Here is a 15,868-nt window from a genome sequence, read left to right as displayed (position 1 = left end):
TCAGCCTGTTCCCGCCCTGTGGATAAGTACCGGGGTCGGCATCCATTTTCTGTGACGATGTGCCCATGGCATCCCTTCCTCGACCGCGACGCGCGGTCATGGGCGACATCCGTTTTCTTGTGGGCATCGTTCTCGTGGCACTGTCCATCGGCGGCGTCTGGCTCATCGTGGCGTCGGCCGATGATGCGGCCCCCGTCTTGCAAGCCAACCGCACCATCACGCAAGGAGAGGCGCTCGCATCCGAAGATTTTCAAGTGGTCGAGGTGAGCCTCGGGTCTCTTACTGATGAGTACCTTGGCCCCGAAGACCTGACATCGGGACAGGTGGCTGCGCGCACGCTGGCGGAGGGGGAGCTCGTCCCGTCGTCTGCCTCAATGGACGCAGAAGACAGTCGCACCACGACACTCGTGATCCAGAGCAGTACCGGTGTTCCCGAAGGCGTGCAGGCTGGCACGATCGTCGAGGTCTGGCATGCGCCTCCTGTGGATGAGGGCCGCTCATACGAAACTCCCCGCATCCTGGTGGCGGAGGTGATTGTCCGCGATGTGCGCGAGCCAGAGGGAATGCTCGCCGACTCCGGCACGCAGCTAGAGGTTGTGATCAACAGACCTGACGTCGCTGATGTTCTCTCCGCGATCACCGGCGGGTCAGTGCTTTCGGTGGTTCCTGTCGGGAACGGTTCATGACCTCGGTCGTTGTCGCGATTCCGCAACCGCGCGCGACTGAACTCGCAGCAGAACTGGAGTTGGAAGGCATCAATGTTCTGGCGATAACAACTCCGAGTGAAGTCATCACCGCGGTGCCTCCCCACGCCGAGGCGATCGTGGTGCATGCGGTACGAGAGGCATTGACGCCCGAACTGGTTTCCGCGTGCGATCGAGCAGGTGTGCGCATCATTGCCCTGGGCGGCGCAGACAGCCGCCTGTTGGGGCGCCTCGGACTCGCCGCATCGTTGAGGCCAGACGCGGCCGGATGGGAAGTCGCCGCTGCGCTTGCTGCAGAAGCTCCAGCCGTGCTCGTACCGCCATCGCGGGATCCTCATCGCGTCATCGCCGTATGGGGCTCGCATGGTGCCCCAGGACGCTCCACGGTGGCGATCCAGCTTGCGGTCGAGTTCGCACGCGCTGGCCGCAGCGTCGGACTGGTCGACGCCGATACGGTCGCTCCCGCACTATCGCTGCTCTTGGGCCTGAGTGACGACGCTCCAGGCATAGCTGCCGCATGTCGGCGCGCTGAACGCGGCGCCCTCGATTCCACCGAGCTGACCAGACTCGCCTCGACGATCACCACCAGCGGGGGCGATATCGAGGTTTTGCCTGGCATCAACCGGCCCAGCCGCTGGCCAGAGCTGGGCGCGGCCAGGCTGCGCGCCACCTTGAACGCCTGCCGCGAATGGATCGAAGAAACCGTCGTCGATGTCGGAGGCGCCTTTGATGCAGACGACGAGGCCACCCACGACATCGCAGGTCCTCGTCGTCACGCCGCGACGTCGACCACTTTGAGCGAAGCCGATGTAATCGTCGCTGTCGCTTCCGCCGATCCGCTCGGGATAAGCAGGTTCGTCCGCGACCATGCAGAATTGCGGAGACTCACATCCCCGACCCCTGTCATTGTGGTGGTCAATCAGATTCGGCCAGGCCCATTGGGCATCGATGCGCGTGGTCAGGTGCGCCGCACGCTGGAGCGGTTCGCTGGGATCACGGACGTCGTGTTCTTACCGTTCGATCAGCGCTCAGCAGACGCCGCTCTTCTGCATGCTCGACCGATGACCGATGTGGCTCCACGCTCGTCACTGGTCGCCGGTATCAGGTTGCTCGCCGCGCGACTGGGCCCCACTACCCCCGTGAAAGCTACTGCCGGTAGCTCGAAAGGAAGTTTCCCAACCGTTCGACGGCTTCGCTCAGCACTCGCGGCTCGGGCAGCGTCACCAGCCTCAAATGATCTGGGCTCGGCCAGTTAAAACCCGTCCCCTGAACCAAAAGAATGTGCTCTGAAACCAGAAGGTCGTACACGAGCTGCGCATCGTCCCTGATCTCGTGAACGTTCGGGTCGAGTCGAGGGAATGCGTACAGTGCACCCTCTGGTTTTACGCACGACACTCCAGGAATCGACTCCAGCCCTTCCCACGCGATGTCCCGCTGTTCGTGCAGGCGTCCGGTCGGAGCAATCAGCGTGTCGATGGACTGCACCCCTGAAAGCGCGGCCTGGACGGCGTGCTGTGCTGGCACGTTCGGGCAGAGCCGGGTGGAGGCGAGCAGCGTGATTCCTTCGATGAATCCTTTGGCGTGGTCCTGCGGGCCGGTGACGACCATCCAACCGGATCGATATCCGGCGACCCGATAGGTCTTCGACAGCCCGTTAAAGGTCAAGCACAACAGATCTGGCGCGATCGTCGCCGTAGGGATGTGCTCTGCGCCGTCGAACAGGATGCGGTCGTAAATCTCGTCGGAGAGCAGCAGGAGCTGATGCTCCCTGGCGATCTGAATCAGTCCTTCGAGAATCTGACGCGAGTACACCACGCCGGTGGGGTTGTTGGGGTTGATGATGACCAGAGCCTTCGTCTGCGGCGTGATCTTGGAACGGATGTCTTCGAGATCCGGCTGCCACTGATCGTCTTCATCGCAGAGGTAGTGCACAGGCGTGCCGCCAGCAAGGCTTGTCATTGCTGTCCACAGCGGATAGTCCGGCGCGGGGATGAGCACCTCGTCGCCTTCGTCCAGGAGTGCCTGCATGGTCATCGTGATCAGCTCAGAAACGCCGTTACCGAGATACACGTCGTCCGGGTCGAAGCGGGGAAAACCGTCGATCTGCTCGTAGCGGCTGACGACGGCCCTACGAGCCGAAATGATGCCCTTGCTGTCGCTGTAGCCGTGCGCTGTGGGGAGCGCTGCAAGCATGTCTCGCACGATCTGATGGGGGGCCTCGAACCCGAAGATCGAAGGGTTTCCGGTGTTCAGCTTGAGAATCTTATGACCCTCGGCTTCCAATCGCGCCGCCTCGACGAGGGCGTTTCCGCGAATCTCGTACAGGACGTTCTTGAGCTTCGACGACTGATCGAAGTGGCGCATTGGTGTCATTGCCCAAGCCTACAGCGACGAAAGGAGGGCCAATCCGCGTGGATTGGCCCTCCTTTTCGCAAGAGACTACTTCTTCTTCTTTTCCTGAGCGCGGCGCTGTTCCCGGTTGCCGGCAACGGGCGCCTCCCCCGCATCGGTGCGCTGCCCGAAGGAACCGCGAGGAGCGTCTTCCGCTTCGGTCTCAGGCGCCTGCGTTCGTGCCGCTGCCTGACGAACACGGTCGGTCGCCGCTTGCTGAACCTGGCCGCGGTCGTTTCTGACCTCGACCTCGCCCGCATCGTTCGGGGCGGAGTATTCGAGTCGCTGCTCTCCCCCGCTGGTGGCGAGACCCTTGGCTTCTACCTCAGCTGTCTGGGAATCGCCCGCTTTACGAACCTCAACCTCAAGGTTGTAGAGGTAGCCGACCGACTCTTCCTTGATCTGACCCATCATGGACTGGAACATCGCGTAGCCCTCGCGCTGATACTCAATCAGCGGATCACGCTGGGCCATCGCACGAAGGCCAATGCCGTCCTTGAGGTAGTCCATCTCGTAGAGGTGGTCGCGCCAGCGACGATCGAGCACCTGCAGCACCACGCGGCGCTCGAGCTCACGCGTCGCAGCTTCTCCGAGCGACTTCTCGCGCTCTTCGTAGGCGATCTTCGCATCCGAAAGTAGCTCACGCGTGAGGCCCTCGGTTGTAATTCCGCCCTTGCGGTCTGCGGCCTCAGAGACAACCTCGTCGATGGTGACGCTCACGGGGTACAGCGTTTTCAGCTCGGTCCACAGCGCGTCAAAGTCCCAACTCTCGTTGTGGCCTTCTCCGGTGTGGTCGTTCACGACTCCGCCGATGGCGTCTTCGATGAAGTGCTGCACACGGTCGGCAATGTCGTCACCCTGCAGGATGTGGCGGCGATCCGCGTAGATCGCCTCACGCTGGCGGTTTAGAACATCGTCGTACTTCAAGACGTTCTTGCGCATTTCGGCGTTGCGTGACTCGACCTGCGACTGAGCGCTGCGAATCGCACGAGACACCAGACCAGACTCAATCGGCACGTCATCGGGGAAGTTGGTACGAGCGAGGATCGCCTCTGCAGCGCCAGACTGGAACAGACGCATCAGATCATCAGTGAGGCTCAGGTAGAAACGGCTCTCGCCGGGGTCTCCCTGACGTCCTGATCGGCCGCGGAGCTGGTTGTCGATACGCCGGGACTCGTGGCGCTCCGTACCAAGAACGTAAAGCCCACCCGCTTCGATGACCTTCTCGGCCTCTTCTGAGACGACACTCTTCATCGCCTGGTAGGTCTCGTCCCACGCGGTCTCGTACTCTTCCGGCGTCTCGACGGGGTCGAGTCCCTTGCCCTTGAGCTCTTGCACTGCGAGGAACTCGGCGTTTCCACCGAGCATGATGTCGGTACCTCGTCCTGCCATGTTTGTGGCGACTGTGACAGCCCCGAGGCGACCTGCTCGTGCGACGATCTCGGCCTCTCGCGCGTGGTTCTTCGCGTTGAGCACCTCGTGCTTGATGCCCTTCTTGGCAAGCAACCGGGAAAGGTATTCGCTCTTCTCGACGCTGACCGTACCCACCAGCACTGGCTGCCCGTTGGCGTGGCGCTCCGCGATATCTTCGACGACCTGTGCGAACTTCGCTGTCTCGTTCTTGTAGACCAGGTCGGACTGGTCTTTGCGGACCATCGGCCGGTTCGTCGGAATCGCGATGACACCGAGCTTGTAGGTCGACATGAACTCTGCCGCCTCCGTCTCGGCGGTACCGGTCATACCAGCAAGCTTGTCGTAGAGCCGGAAGTAGTTCTGCAGCGTGACCGTAGCGAGAGTCTGGTTCTCGGCCTTGACCGGCACTCCCTCTTTAGCCTCGATCGCCTGGTGAATACCTTCGTTGTAGCGACGCCCGACCAAGATGCGACCAGTGTGCTCGTCGACGATCATGACTTCGTCGTTCATCACGACGTAGTCAGAGTCTTTTTTGAACAGGGCCAGCGCCTTGATCGAGTTGTTGAGGAACGAGATGAGCGGCGTGTTCGCTGACTCGTAAAGGTTGTCGATGCCGAGGTAGTCTTCGACCTTCTCGATACCGGGCTCGAGGACACCGACCGTGCGCTTCTTCTCATCGACCTCGTAGTCCTCACCTGCCACGAGGGTGCGGGCGATCTTCGCAAACTCAGCGAACCAGCGGTTCGCCTCACCGGACGAGGGGCCCGAGATGATGAGCGGGGTGCGCGACTCGTCAATCAGAATCGAGTCGACCTCGTCAACAACAGCGAAGAAGTGGTCGCGCTGAACGAGGTCTTCCTTACGCCACGCCATGTTGTCGCGCAGGTAGTCGAAGCCGAACTCATTGTTCGTTCCATAGGTGATGTCTGCGGCGTACTGCTCGCGACGAACAGCAGGAGTCTGACCAGACACGATGATGCCTGTGGTCATACCGAGCGCACGGAACACTCGACCCATGAGTTCGGACTGGTAGCTGGCGAGGAAGTCGTTCACCGTGATGACGTGCACGCCTTTGCCGGCGATCGCGTTGAGATACGCGGGCAACGTGGCGACGAGGGTTTTACCCTCACCGGTCTTCATCTCCGCGATGTTTCCGAGGTGCAGGGCTGCACCACCCATGATTTGCACGTCGTACGCGCGCATTCCCAGCGTGCGCTTGGCGGCTTCACGAACGGCGGCGAACGCCTCCGGCATCAGCTGATCGAGCGTTTCGCCCTTTTCGAAGCGCGCACGCAACTCGTTGGTCTCGTTGCGCAGTTCGTCGTCAGTGAGCTTGGAGATGTCCTCTTCCAACGCCCCCACGGCCTTGACGATCTGATTCAGGCGGCGGATGACCCGCCCCTCGCCAGCGCGTAGCAGCTTCTCAAGAGGATTGGCCACGAATGTCATCTCCCTGTCAGTGGGTAATTCGCCAGCCATCGATGATCTCGATGGCGGGCATACTTTTCCATGTTACCGGCCTGTGACCTGCAGATCGTCTGCACGCTGCCACCGCGCGTCAAATCAGAAGGGTTGCTTGGTATCTATATGCTCAGTATCGACTTACTCGTCGAGACAGGAGCTACACATGTCGGTGCGCCACAGCCTGCTCGCGATCCTCGCACAAGGCCCCTGTTACGGCTACCAGCTTCGTCACGAGTTCGCCAGGCGGACCGGCTCCGTCTGGCCACTCAACGTCGGACAGATTTACAACACTCTGGAGCGACTAGAGCGTGATGGCCTCGTACGACGAGGTGATGTAGACGAACAAGGCCACGTGTACTGGCAGATCACGGACGAGGGACGAGCGAGCGTCAGCCAATGGCTCAATTCGTCCGTGGCGCGCTCGCACAGCACGCGCGATGAGCTGGCGATGAAGCTTGCGGTCGCAGCTACCCTCCCCGGCGCGGATGCGATAGCGACAGTGCGCGCACAGCACGCCGTCTCATCACAGCAGCTCGCCGTGCTGCAGAGTGAGCGAGAAGAACGGGACAGCACGGAAGGCCCCGAGGCTTTGGCTTGGTCGATGGTGGCCGACTCCCTGATTTTTGCAGCCGAAGCCGAGGTGCGATGGCTAGAACACATCGAAGCGCGGCTGGCGCTGCATCCTCAGCACTCCATGGCGCTTGAGCTCGCTACAGAACGTCCGAAACGAGGGCGCCCATCGCGACAGCCACGTTCGCCGGGAGCGGATGTTCAGCTCGCACAAGCGTGAAGGAAACTAGTATCAGTCCATGGCTGGATTTTGGGGCAAACGCAAACGCGAACAAGAAGAACTCGCCGCGCAAGACGCAGATCTAGCACGCCGCGCAGAACAAGCGCTCGTCGGAGCAGACGAGCGAATCCGCACGACCTCTGATGAGCTCGCCTTCGCTGAGGCGGAACTCGGTCAGTCGCTCACCGCAGATCTGCGCAAAGCACTTGAGGCCGTGCGCACACATCTGCGCGAGGCCTTCCAGCTTCACCAGCTCAACCACGACGAGATTCCCGACACGGATGAGGAGCTGCGCACACGCAACGCACGCATTCTCCAGCTGTGCGAGTGGGCACAGGGGCTTCTCGACGAAAAGACCGCCGTGCTGGCTGAGTCTGTCGCCAAGGTGCGCCGAGCGCCGGAGATTATCGCCCAGGTACGCGCAGACGCCGCGGCTCTCAGCGCCCGCATCCCCGCCACGAACGATGCCGTAGAGCGACTTTCGGCCCGCTACGCCGAGTCGGCGATGCATCAGATCACCGCAAGCGCCGCAGAGGCAGAGCAACTCATTAGTTTTGCCACGCACAGCGCTGCCGTTTCTGAGCGGCGACGAGCGGCGAAACAAAACGAAGAAGCGAACATCGCCCTCGAGACCGCGACCGAGGCAACGAGACGAGCGTCTGCGCTGTTGGATGCCGTCGAAGACTTCGAGATTGAGGCTTTGCGCGCCGAATCCACGCTGGCAGAGGTTGTCGCTGATTCCCGCGGTGATCTGATCGCCGCGCGGAACGCCCCTGCGGTGCCCGCAGTAGCAGAGGCCGTTGCAGCGCTCCAAGCCGCGCTGGCAGCGCTGACACCTTCCGGTCAGCCGAATGACCCCTTCGCGGAGCTCTCCCAGCTGCGAGATGCCAACTCGGCACTCGATGAGGCGATTGCGAAAGCGCGCCACCGGGTGGAGAACCCACCGCCAAGCATCGCTCAGGTACAGCACTCCATCGACGACGCGGACCGGCAGCTGGGCGTAGCCCGTGGTCTGATCGCCGGGCATCGAGGGTGGATCGGCGCGGATGCCCGCACTCGCCTCGCTGAGGCTGAACGGCTTCGCATCGACCTCAACGAGCTCCTCCGCGCAGAGGAAACGCGAGAGACGGCACTGCTGCAAGCGCGTCGCGTCGCCTACCTCGCATCGGAGGCACTGCAACTCGCTCAGCGTGACATCGACTCCTCCAGGCCGCAGGATCAGGACTGGGGCGGAGGCGGCGGCGGCGGACGTGGTCATCACGGCGGGCGTCGCCACGGCGGCGGCGGCGATCTCGCTTCCGGCATCCTCGGCGGTCTCGTGATCGGTAGCCTTCTCGACGGCATCTTCGACTGAGATCCACTGGCTATAGGTTCAGACAAAGAAGTGGCCCGGTCCATCTGGACCGGGCCACTTCTTTGTCTACAGGTTCACGTGTCCAGGTTCAGGATGCGAGAGCCTCAGACGGCGGCGCCTGGGTGCTCAACCCAATCACGCCGTAATCCCACCCCTTGCGCCGATAAACGACACTCGGGTGATCGGTGCGAACGTCGATGAAGAGGAAGAAGTCGTGCCCGACCAATTCCATTCGGTCCACTGCCTCTTCGACGGTCATCCACTCCGCGTCGAAGCTCTTGGTGCGGATAACAACGGGCGAGTATGCCTCTTCCTCTGCGTCCTGCACTGGCAGATTGCCCGTCGCGACAGCGTGCAGCACCTCTGCTGATGCGGGCTGGACGTCGATGCCTTCCAGAGCTCCACTGCCCTTTTCGTAGTGCGCACCGCGCGGGTGGTGCCGACCATCGACACGCTTCTCTTTCGCGCGCCGCAGCTGTTCCGACATCTTGTCGATAGCGAGATCGAGAGCTACGAACTTGTCGCCGTCTGTCGCTTCAGCGCGAACGACGGGTCCTTTTCCTACGAGTGTCAGCTCGACGGTTTCATCGGGGACATGTCCGTTGCGATATGCGCGATGAGTGACCTTCACATCCAGACGTTGCGCTCGCGCTGCGAACACCTGGACCCTGGCGAGCTTCTCTTCGACAACGGTTCGGAAGCGATCAGTGATACCCACTCCGACGCCAACGATGCTTGTTTCCATTGCTGCCTCCTTGTCCCGGTCCTCCCGGCCAAGGGCGGACCGTGGTCGCCTTGTGACACCTAACCGTAGTCCGCTAGCCGACGGATGTCACGAGTCATCTCTCCGTGTCGTCAATGTGTTCTCGATGAACTTCGTCTAAATCATCCGCGACGCGGCGTGGCGGCGAGCGCAACGGCGGCCACGACTGTGAAGCCCGCAGCCTCAAGCGCGCGACATGCTTCGTCGAGAGTCGCGCCTGTTGTCACGACGTCATCGACAACGACCGCCTCGGCGCCGTGCCCCAGTCGCCGTGCCTGCATCGCCCCGCGCACGTTCGTTTCACGCGCGTGGACACCCAGCTCTCTCTGATCGACGGTGCGCTTGACCAGCGAAAGAACGCTGTGCGGAGATGAATGCGCTCGACGGATGAGGAGTTCGGGCACGCGGTAGCCTCTGCTGCGAAAGGCGCGTCTCGATGTGGGCACCGGGACCACCCACGTCGTGGGCTTCAGGTGTGGCGTGAGGACTGTCGCAAGCGCGGCCCCGAGGGGGCGAGCGAGAAGCGTGTCTCCTTCGCCTTTGAGTCTGCGGATGCACCTGGCCACCACCTCGTCGAACGGAAGGGCAGCGTAGATACTTCGACCGTGAGGGGTGCTTGCCTCGCGCGGATCGGCCGCAAGCGCCCTCCGGCACGACCCACACAGCAATACCCCCGGCTCCGCGCACCCCACACATGTCGAAGCGAGGAGGAACGCAGAAATCTCGGCGCCTATCCGGCGTAAGTCAGTAGACGTCAGCACCCGCTGAGTCTGCGCTCATCTCGATTGCTCGGAATGCGGTGCACCGGCGCCCGAAGAAAAGACGCTGACGCCGCAGATTGTGCAGGAGCCTCACTCCCCCGCGCGGGTGCCGAGCACAGAGACCCCAGAGGTGACTTCTCGCCAAGCCGAACCTGCATGCGCAAACAGTTCGCCATCTGCGCCGAGGAGGCGAACAGCGGCAGCGCTGCGGGCGCCAGCGGCCGACACGACGTTAGACGGAGCCGCCTCCGTCGTACCGGGGCCTCCGACCATCTGCGTGATGAGAGTCGGACCGCTGGGGTCGATCAACACGCCGAGACGGTCTGCCCCCAACCACACAAGGCTGAGCGCGGGCTCATCGATCTGAATGAGTTGTTTGGCTTCGCCGAGGGCGATAGGAACACCAGACTCGTCTCGCACAATCGCAGCGACGACAACCCACTTCTGTCCGCCCACCGTCAAGACCGCAGCCGCTCTTGCTCCGTCTGCCGAAATTCGCAGCGCGGACACCGTCGTAGCACTCGGCCATGCGTTGTCCACCGGATGCGCTGTGACGTCCCCACCCCACGCCTGGAGAGCCGCCGGATTCTTCCTCGGCACCGTCCAGGTGTAGCCGAACGGGTCGAGCGACGGTTTAATCAGTCCCGCCCTGGCATCGAGCTCGTCACGCACTCCCTCGCCGACCAGGTACACGCTTCCGTCCTCGAGCTGAACAGCTGCGTGGGCATCGTCATCGGCCACATCGATAGCTGTGATGGGCTCGGAGATTGCCTCGATCTCTGAGCTGATGCCCCCGATCGGGAGAATTTCGTCTCCGACGATCCGACCGAACCTGCCATCGCGCAGCACGAGGGTGCCGAGCTCAGCTGTTGGCTCATCGACCGTTACGACACCCGCGTTCAGCACGCGCCCGTTTACCTCGAACTGCACTTGCGCGACGGAGACCCCTGCCGCCCTGAGCGTCGCCTGTAGCTGGGTGCGCATGCGGGCAAGCGTCACGTCATCGACCCCGGAAGCTGCGCTGTTCAGCGCGACCTCCGCCACCTGGCCAACGACGGGGACGGCGTCTTGCGCCAGCTGCACGTCGGCGGGGAAGGCCGTCTGCACCGCCGGATCTAACCAGTCACTGGGAGCGCCGTCGATAAGCGCCTGGGTCACGGTCGTCGCTGGGCTTTGCCTGCGCGGGAACCAGCGCATGTCCGGTACCAACCGCGACCACTCCAGATCGAAGTACTGCAGCGGGTACCCTTCGAAGACGTTCGTGAATCGCGTTTCGTCGATGACGACGCCGTCCGGAGCTTGGGTGATGCGCCACTCGCCGTCGTCTCGCCGTTGCAATGTGAAGGCCACATTCGACGGTCCAAGAGCTTCAGAGTACGCACCGGATTCGTCGACGCTTGCCACCAGATCCAGCAGCACCTGCACCTCGGCGGTCTCTGCGACTTCGACCTCCTCATCGGGGATCGAAGAGCTGATGGTTCTCTCGTCTGTCCCGACATCGATCGATACACCAGCCGCTGGCCGCCAGGTGCGCTGCATTGATGGGGAAAGAAACTCTCGGGCCGTGGCCCACCCGTCTGAGGTCGTGATGCCCGCTTCTAAGAAACCATCGACGATTTCTTCTGGTCCCGCCCCCGTGATGGGCCCTGCGGCAACAGGGAGAAAGTCGACTTCCTGCGAAGACTCACCGAGTTTCAGTCCGGCGGCGACGTCTCCCCCCGTCGGCAGACCAGCACAGGCGGTGAGGACGAGCGCGGCGAGCGCCAGCGCGCCAGCGCGCATCAGACGTGTCGTTCGTCGGGCAGTCACTGTGGATCCTCCTCATCAAAGAACCCTTCAGGGGCATCCGAGAGAGAAATCGGTTGGGTGGCATCGACGAGGTGAGCCAGTGGCTCCTGCGGTTCGATCGCGATAGGGCTAGGTCCCTCCAGCACGCCGTCGTGTCGTGGGATTGTCAGCACGAAATTCGTGCCGACGCCCAGCTCGGACCAGACGGCGAGCGAGCCACCATGCAGCGTCGCGTCACCGAGCGCGATAGACAGCCCGAGTCCCGTGCCACCGATCGTGCGCTGACGGGAGGGATCGGCGCGCCAGAATCGGTCGAAAACGCGCTCCGCGTCTTCGGGTTTCATCCCCAACCCGAAGTCGCGCACGCCTGCCGCAACGGCATGCTGGTTGCTGTCAACAGTGATGACAACAGGGCGTCCCTCACCGTGCTCAATCGCGTTACCTACCAAGTTGCGCAACACCCGACGCACGCGACGCGGATCCATGTCTACAGGCGAGTATCCCCCCGGTGCCACCAAACGAAGCTCGCTCCCCCGATCGTCTGCGAGGGGGCGCATTTGATCGATGATGTCTTCTGCCAGATGCGCGAGACTCGTTGCTTCTCTTTCGAGCTGTACGGAACCGGCGTCATAGCGGCTGATCTCCAGCAGGTCAGACAACAGCGTCTCGAAGCGTTGCACCTGAGTGTGCAGCAATTCGGCCGCCCGCGCTGTGGTGGGATCGAATTCTTCACGCTGGTCGTTGAGCATTTCCGCCGCCAGGCGGATCGTGGTCAGCGGCGTGCGCAGCTCATGGGAGACGTCAGAGACGAACCGCTGCTGCACCAACGAGAGTTCACCGAGCTCTTTAATTTGTCCTTCGATGCTGTCGGCCATCGCGTTGAATGAACGCCCCAGGGTAGCCAGCTCGTCTTCCCCGTGCACTTGTAGCCGCACGCCAAGGTCGCCAGCGGCCAATCTGGCGCTCGTCTGGGATGCTTGAATGATCGGAATCGACACCGCGCGCAACACGAACCACGAGATCGCAGCCACGATCGCCACAAGGCCAATGCCCGCAATCCACAGCGTCCGCTGCACGAAGACGAGCGTTTGATCCGCATCACCGAGGTCGTACGCGAAATAGATCTCGAACGGCCCCGCTTCCGGCACAAGGAGTTGTTGGCCGACGACGACGCCTGGTGTCACACCGCCGTCTTCTTCCGAAAGCGCCACTGACTGCCATGCTTGTCGGTCGTCGAACTCGACCACACGCGCTTGGAGCTCCGGTGTCAAAAGGCTCTCATCGAACTGAGATTCAAAACCGTTCAGGCTGACGCCATCTGAGTCATCGATCTTGTAGCCGGCGAGCTGGTCGGTACTCGATGTGCGCGCGAGCACACCAGGAATACTCCCCCACAGTGATGCGAGTGCGGCAGGGTCATCTCCTACCTCTGCAACATCGAGAATGCGTTGCGCTTGATCGACAGCTCGTCTGGCGTCTTCGAGCGCCACATTCTTGCGCGAAACGAAGAGGTCGTTCTGGATGACGAGCGCCATCGTCACGCATGTCACGAAAATCGCGAGGGACGTAGCGATCAGCGTGATGGAGAGAGTACGGAATCGCAGCGATCGCCGCCACAGAAGACCGAGCATCGTCGGCCATCCGCGCCAGTCGCGCAGAACAGCGACCGTCGTCGTGGTCGCTGTTGTTGCGGCCATCGTGCGCCTAGCTCACACTCCCGGCGCGGTAGCCCACACCGCGCACCGTCATCACGATCTTGGGGTTGTCTGGATCGAGTTCGACCTTCGCGCGCAAACGCTGAACGTGCACGTTCACCAGTCGTGTGTCTGCCTTGTAGTGGTAACCCCACACCTGCTCGAGGAGCATCTCGCGAGTGAAAACCTGTTGAGGCTTGGAGGCGAGGGCGACCAACAGCTGGAATTCCAGCGGGGTCAGCGCAATCGGCTCGGTGCCACGGCGCACTTCGTGCGCATCGACGTCAACGGTGAGGTCACCGACACGTAGTTGTTCGCTGCTGGTCTGCGGCGCCGGCCGCAACCTCGTGCGAATTCGGGCCACCAACTCTTTCGGGTTGAAAGGCTTAACCATGTAGTCGTCAGCGCCGACCTCCAGCCCGCGCACTACGTCTGCGGTATCGGTGCGAGCGGTGAGCATGATGATCGGCACGCCTGCCTCTGCGCGAATGCGCGTGCAGATCTCAATTCCGTCCATGCCTGGGAGCATGAGGTCAAGGAGCACCAGGTCGGGCCGTTGGGCGCGCCACTCATCTACGGCGCGCGAACCGTCTGCGCAGAAGACAGGCTCGAAACCTTCTGTGCGCAGCACAATTCCGATCATCTCGGCGAGCGCGGTGTCGTCGTCGACCACGAGAATACGTGAGGTCATAACAGTTACCCTATGGCACTGAGTCCCGCCTCCCGCAGGTCCGCGCGCCGTTGATGGGATATGGCACGATGGGAGCGCACGACGGAGGGAATGCTTTGAGCGGCCAAACGTGGACACCTGCCCCCAAAAAGGGCGTTATTCCTTTGCATCCAATGACATTTGGGATGTTGCTGGGAAAAGCCTTCGCTGCGCTCAGACACAATCCGAAGGTGCTCTTCGGATTCGCCGTCGCCGTGCAGTTCGTCGTCGTGATTGTGACAGCCGGGATCATGGGGCTTGTCCTGTTCACGACGTTCTCGCGCTTAGAGACTGTTTCTCCATCCTCGCCCGACTTTGAAGCAGTACTTGCAGGCACCATCGCCATCAACCTGCTCGTAGGGCTCGCCGTTGGTCTTGCGTCCATCGCCTTCACTGCGACGATGCAGGGTGTCGTGGCCGCCGAGATCGGCTACGCCGCGGTGGGCGTTAAAGCGACACTCCGCATGCTGTGGCGCAGAATGCGACCCGCCTTCTGGCGTCTCGCGGGTTTTGCCTCAATCTCTGTGCTCGCCGTTTTTGGCATGTTCGCGATCGTTGCCATGATCGTCGCCGCCTCCGTGGCTGGCGGATTGGGCGGAAGCGTCGAGTTCATCGGCGTCATCGTGCTCGTCGTGGTTCTCCTCGTTCTCGCGGCTATCCCGCTGACCGTATGGCTGTCCACGAAGCTGTTGCTGGTCCCGTCGATCCTTGTTCTCGAGCAGGCACGCTTCCGCGCCGCTTTCGTTCGATCCTGGCGTCTCACCCGCGGACGGTTCTGGGTCGCTTTCGGGGTGACTTTCCTGATCAGCCTGATCATGGGTCTCGCGATGCAGGTTGTCAGCTTTCCTGTCTCGATATTCGGCTCGCTGCTTGGCACGGTCGTAGCCCCGACGGGTAGCTCGGAGCCCAGTGCGATCATCGGCTACGTCTTCGTTTTGGTCGCCCCGCAAGTCTTGCTGCTCGTCCTTCAGGCGATCACACTTGTCGTGCAGAGCACCGGCGCCGCGCTGGTGTACCTCGACTGCAGAATGCGATACGAGGGCCTGGATCAGACCCTCCTTGCCTATGTGGAACGCCGCGATCTGGGGTGGACAGACGAGCAACAGGGCGACCCGTTCCGGGTAGACCCCGCACGTGCTGTCAGCAACACGCCGCCCCCTGCACAGGTCCCTGACCACGTGACGATGACACAGGGATACGGCTATCCCCCCTACGGTGCACCCGCCCCGATGGCGGGGACACCGTTCCCCTCAGCTCCTGCACCGCAGGCACCACCACAGGCACCGGCGGCGTTCCCGCCCCCGCCTCCTCCCGCATCCGCACCCGCCCCCAAGGCCGGTGGCGCGGAGCGGGGCTGGACCGCGCCGGGCGACAACGCGGTATGAGCGGGAGAGCCGACAGTCCCTTCGTGCCAGACGGTGACGAGGCGCGGCGTTGGGCAGAGGACGAACTCGCCAACCCGCGCTACGCCGATGCGCAGCCCACATGGTTCGACCGCGTGGCACAAGATGTCGGTCGTTTCTTTGCCGACCTCTTCAGCTCAGACAACGGGGCGACCATTGGCCCGTCGGCGCTGATTATCGTGACTCTGATCATCGTCGCGGCTTTGATCACTGCACTCATCATCTGGGGCAAGCCGCGTCGATCGCGTGCGGTCAAGCGCTCACGGTCCGATCTGCTGGGCGCGCAGGATGACCGCACTGCTGCGCAGCTGCGGTCTGAAGCGGAACGCCGCGCACGAGACGGTGATTGGGACACTGCGACGGTTCTTCGATATCGCGCGATCGCTCGCAGCCTGCTCGAACGCGACCTGATCGACCCCGCCCCCGGTGCCACAGCACAAGCAATCGCACGCGACGCCAGCACTGTATTCACTGCCGAGGCCGCCGCAATGCACCGCGCAGCCAGTGCCTTCGACGACGTGCGCTATCTCGGTCACGCCGCCACCCAGGACAGCTACCGCGATCTTGCAGAGACCGATGATCGCCTCCGCGCACTTCGTCCAGAGGCAGTGGCGGCGTGACAGGCACAGGCAGT

13 protein-coding genes are annotated in these 15,868 nt (G+C 62.5%); 6 read left to right on the top strand and 7 right to left on the bottom strand.

The window, feature by feature from the left end:
* Positions 1–65 precede the first annotated feature (65 nt).
* Together AB0O87_RS08040 and AB0O87_RS08035 are read left to right on the top strand one after the other, a co-directional pair.
* Positions 66–686 (top strand): SAF domain-containing protein, encoded by a 621-nt coding sequence (locus AB0O87_RS08040; protein WP_363513856.1) that lies wholly within the window; start codon positions 66–68, stop codon positions 684–686.
* A complete protein-coding gene (locus AB0O87_RS08035; protein WP_363513853.1) occupies positions 683–1,960 on the top strand; it encodes a P-loop NTPase in 1,278 nt (425 codons plus the stop codon). Before AB0O87_RS08040 ends, AB0O87_RS08035 begins: the two co-directional genes overlap by 4 nt.
* On the opposite strand, the gene AB0O87_RS08030 is transcribed toward AB0O87_RS08035, so the two are convergent.
* Both AB0O87_RS08030 and secA read right to left on the bottom strand, forming a co-directional pair.
* Entirely contained in the window at positions 1,851–3,077 is a 1,227-nt protein-coding gene (locus AB0O87_RS08030; RefSeq protein WP_363513850.1) for a pyridoxal phosphate-dependent aminotransferase, read from the bottom strand. The two genes, AB0O87_RS08035 and AB0O87_RS08030, sit on opposite strands and share 110 nt — an antisense overlap.
* A gap of 66 nt (positions 3,078–3,143) precedes the next feature.
* Positions 3,144–5,948: a preprotein translocase subunit SecA gene (gene secA / locus AB0O87_RS08025; protein WP_363513847.1), complete on the bottom strand. Its 2,805-nt coding sequence runs from the start codon at positions 5,946–5,948 to the stop codon at positions 3,144–3,146.
* Positions 5,949–6,135: 187 nt separating this feature from the next.
* Between secA and AB0O87_RS08020 the strand changes: the two genes are divergently transcribed.
* Positions 6,136–6,762, top strand: coding sequence for a PadR family transcriptional regulator (locus AB0O87_RS08020; protein ID WP_363513845.1), 627 nt, complete (start codon positions 6,136–6,138; stop codon positions 6,760–6,762).
* 19 nt (positions 6,763–6,781) lie between these two features.
* Positions 6,782–8,116, top strand: coding sequence for a hypothetical protein (locus tag AB0O87_RS08015; RefSeq protein ID WP_363513842.1), 1,335 nt, complete (start codon positions 6,782–6,784; stop codon positions 8,114–8,116).
* An 88-nt stretch (positions 8,117–8,204) separates the two neighbouring features.
* On the opposite strand, the gene raiA is transcribed toward AB0O87_RS08015, so the two are convergent.
* The 5 genes from raiA to mtrA form a co-directional block, all read right to left on the bottom strand.
* A complete protein-coding gene (gene raiA, locus AB0O87_RS08010) occupies positions 8,205–8,861 on the bottom strand; it encodes a ribosome-associated translation inhibitor RaiA (RefSeq protein WP_363513840.1) in 657 nt (218 codons plus the stop codon).
* Positions 8,862–9,001: 140 nt separating this feature from the next.
* A complete protein-coding gene (locus AB0O87_RS08005; RefSeq protein ID WP_363513837.1) occupies positions 9,002–9,283 on the bottom strand; it encodes a phosphoribosyltransferase family protein in 282 nt (93 codons plus the stop codon).
* 447 nt (positions 9,284–9,730) lie between these two features.
* Positions 9,731–11,449, bottom strand: coding sequence for an LpqB family beta-propeller domain-containing protein (locus AB0O87_RS08000; protein WP_363513834.1), 1,719 nt, complete (start codon positions 11,447–11,449; stop codon positions 9,731–9,733).
* Positions 11,446–13,125, bottom strand: a complete 1,680-nt coding sequence (mtrB, locus tag AB0O87_RS07995; protein WP_363513831.1) for an MtrAB system histidine kinase MtrB — start codon at positions 13,123–13,125, stop codon at positions 11,446–11,448. The genes AB0O87_RS08000 and mtrB overlap by 4 nt, the downstream gene beginning before the upstream one ends.
* 7 nt (positions 13,126–13,132) lie before the next feature.
* The gene (mtrA, locus tag AB0O87_RS07990; protein WP_363513828.1) at positions 13,133–13,813 is read right to left on the bottom strand and encodes an MtrAB system response regulator MtrA; all 681 of its coding nucleotides are present in this window, start codon (positions 13,811–13,813) and stop codon (positions 13,133–13,135) included.
* A 95-nt stretch (positions 13,814–13,908) separates the two neighbouring features.
* On the opposite strand from mtrA, the gene AB0O87_RS07985 reads away from it, so the two are divergent.
* Positions 13,909–15,216: a hypothetical protein gene (locus AB0O87_RS07985; RefSeq protein WP_363513825.1), complete on the top strand. Its 1,308-nt coding sequence runs from the start codon at positions 13,909–13,911 to the stop codon at positions 15,214–15,216.
* Between the two features lie 23 nt (positions 15,217–15,239).
* Positions 15,240–15,854 (top strand): DUF4129 domain-containing protein, encoded by a 615-nt coding sequence (locus AB0O87_RS07980; RefSeq protein ID WP_363513822.1) that lies wholly within the window; start codon positions 15,240–15,242, stop codon positions 15,852–15,854.
* The last annotated feature ends 14 nt before the right edge of the window (positions 15,855–15,868 follow it).

The organism is Microbacterium sp. NPDC076768, from assembly GCF_040687205.1.
Lineage (GTDB): Bacteria > Actinomycetota > Actinomycetes > Actinomycetales > Microbacteriaceae > Microbacterium.
Note: the sequence above shows the minus strand (reverse complement) of the source record. Positions and strands in the feature narration are given on the sequence as shown.

Excerpts from the sequence above, each read along its gene's own strand:
- AB0O87_RS08040 (WP_363513856.1), top strand. The coding sequence starts at position 66 with ATGGCATCCCTTCCTCGACCGCGACGCGCGGTCATGGGCGACATCCGT.
- AB0O87_RS08035 (WP_363513853.1), top strand. The coding sequence starts at position 683 with ATGACCTCGGTCGTTGTCGCGATTCCGCAACCGCGCGCGACTGAACTC.
- AB0O87_RS08030 (WP_363513850.1), bottom strand. The coding sequence starts at position 3,077 with ATGACACCAATGCGCCACTTCGATCAGTCGTCGAAGCTCAAGAACGTC.
- AB0O87_RS08020 (WP_363513845.1), top strand. The coding sequence starts at position 6,136 with ATGTCGGTGCGCCACAGCCTGCTCGCGATCCTCGCACAAGGCCCCTGT.
- AB0O87_RS08015 (WP_363513842.1), top strand. The coding sequence starts at position 6,782 with ATGGCTGGATTTTGGGGCAAACGCAAACGCGAACAAGAAGAACTCGCC.
- raiA (WP_363513840.1), bottom strand. The coding sequence starts at position 8,861 with ATGGAAACAAGCATCGTTGGCGTCGGAGTGGGTATCACTGATCGCTTC.
- mtrB (WP_363513831.1), bottom strand. The coding sequence starts at position 13,125 with ATGGCCGCAACAACAGCGACCACGACGACGGTCGCTGTTCTGCGCGAC.
- mtrA (WP_363513828.1), bottom strand. The coding sequence starts at position 13,813 with ATGACCTCACGTATTCTCGTGGTCGACGACGACACCGCGCTCGCCGAG.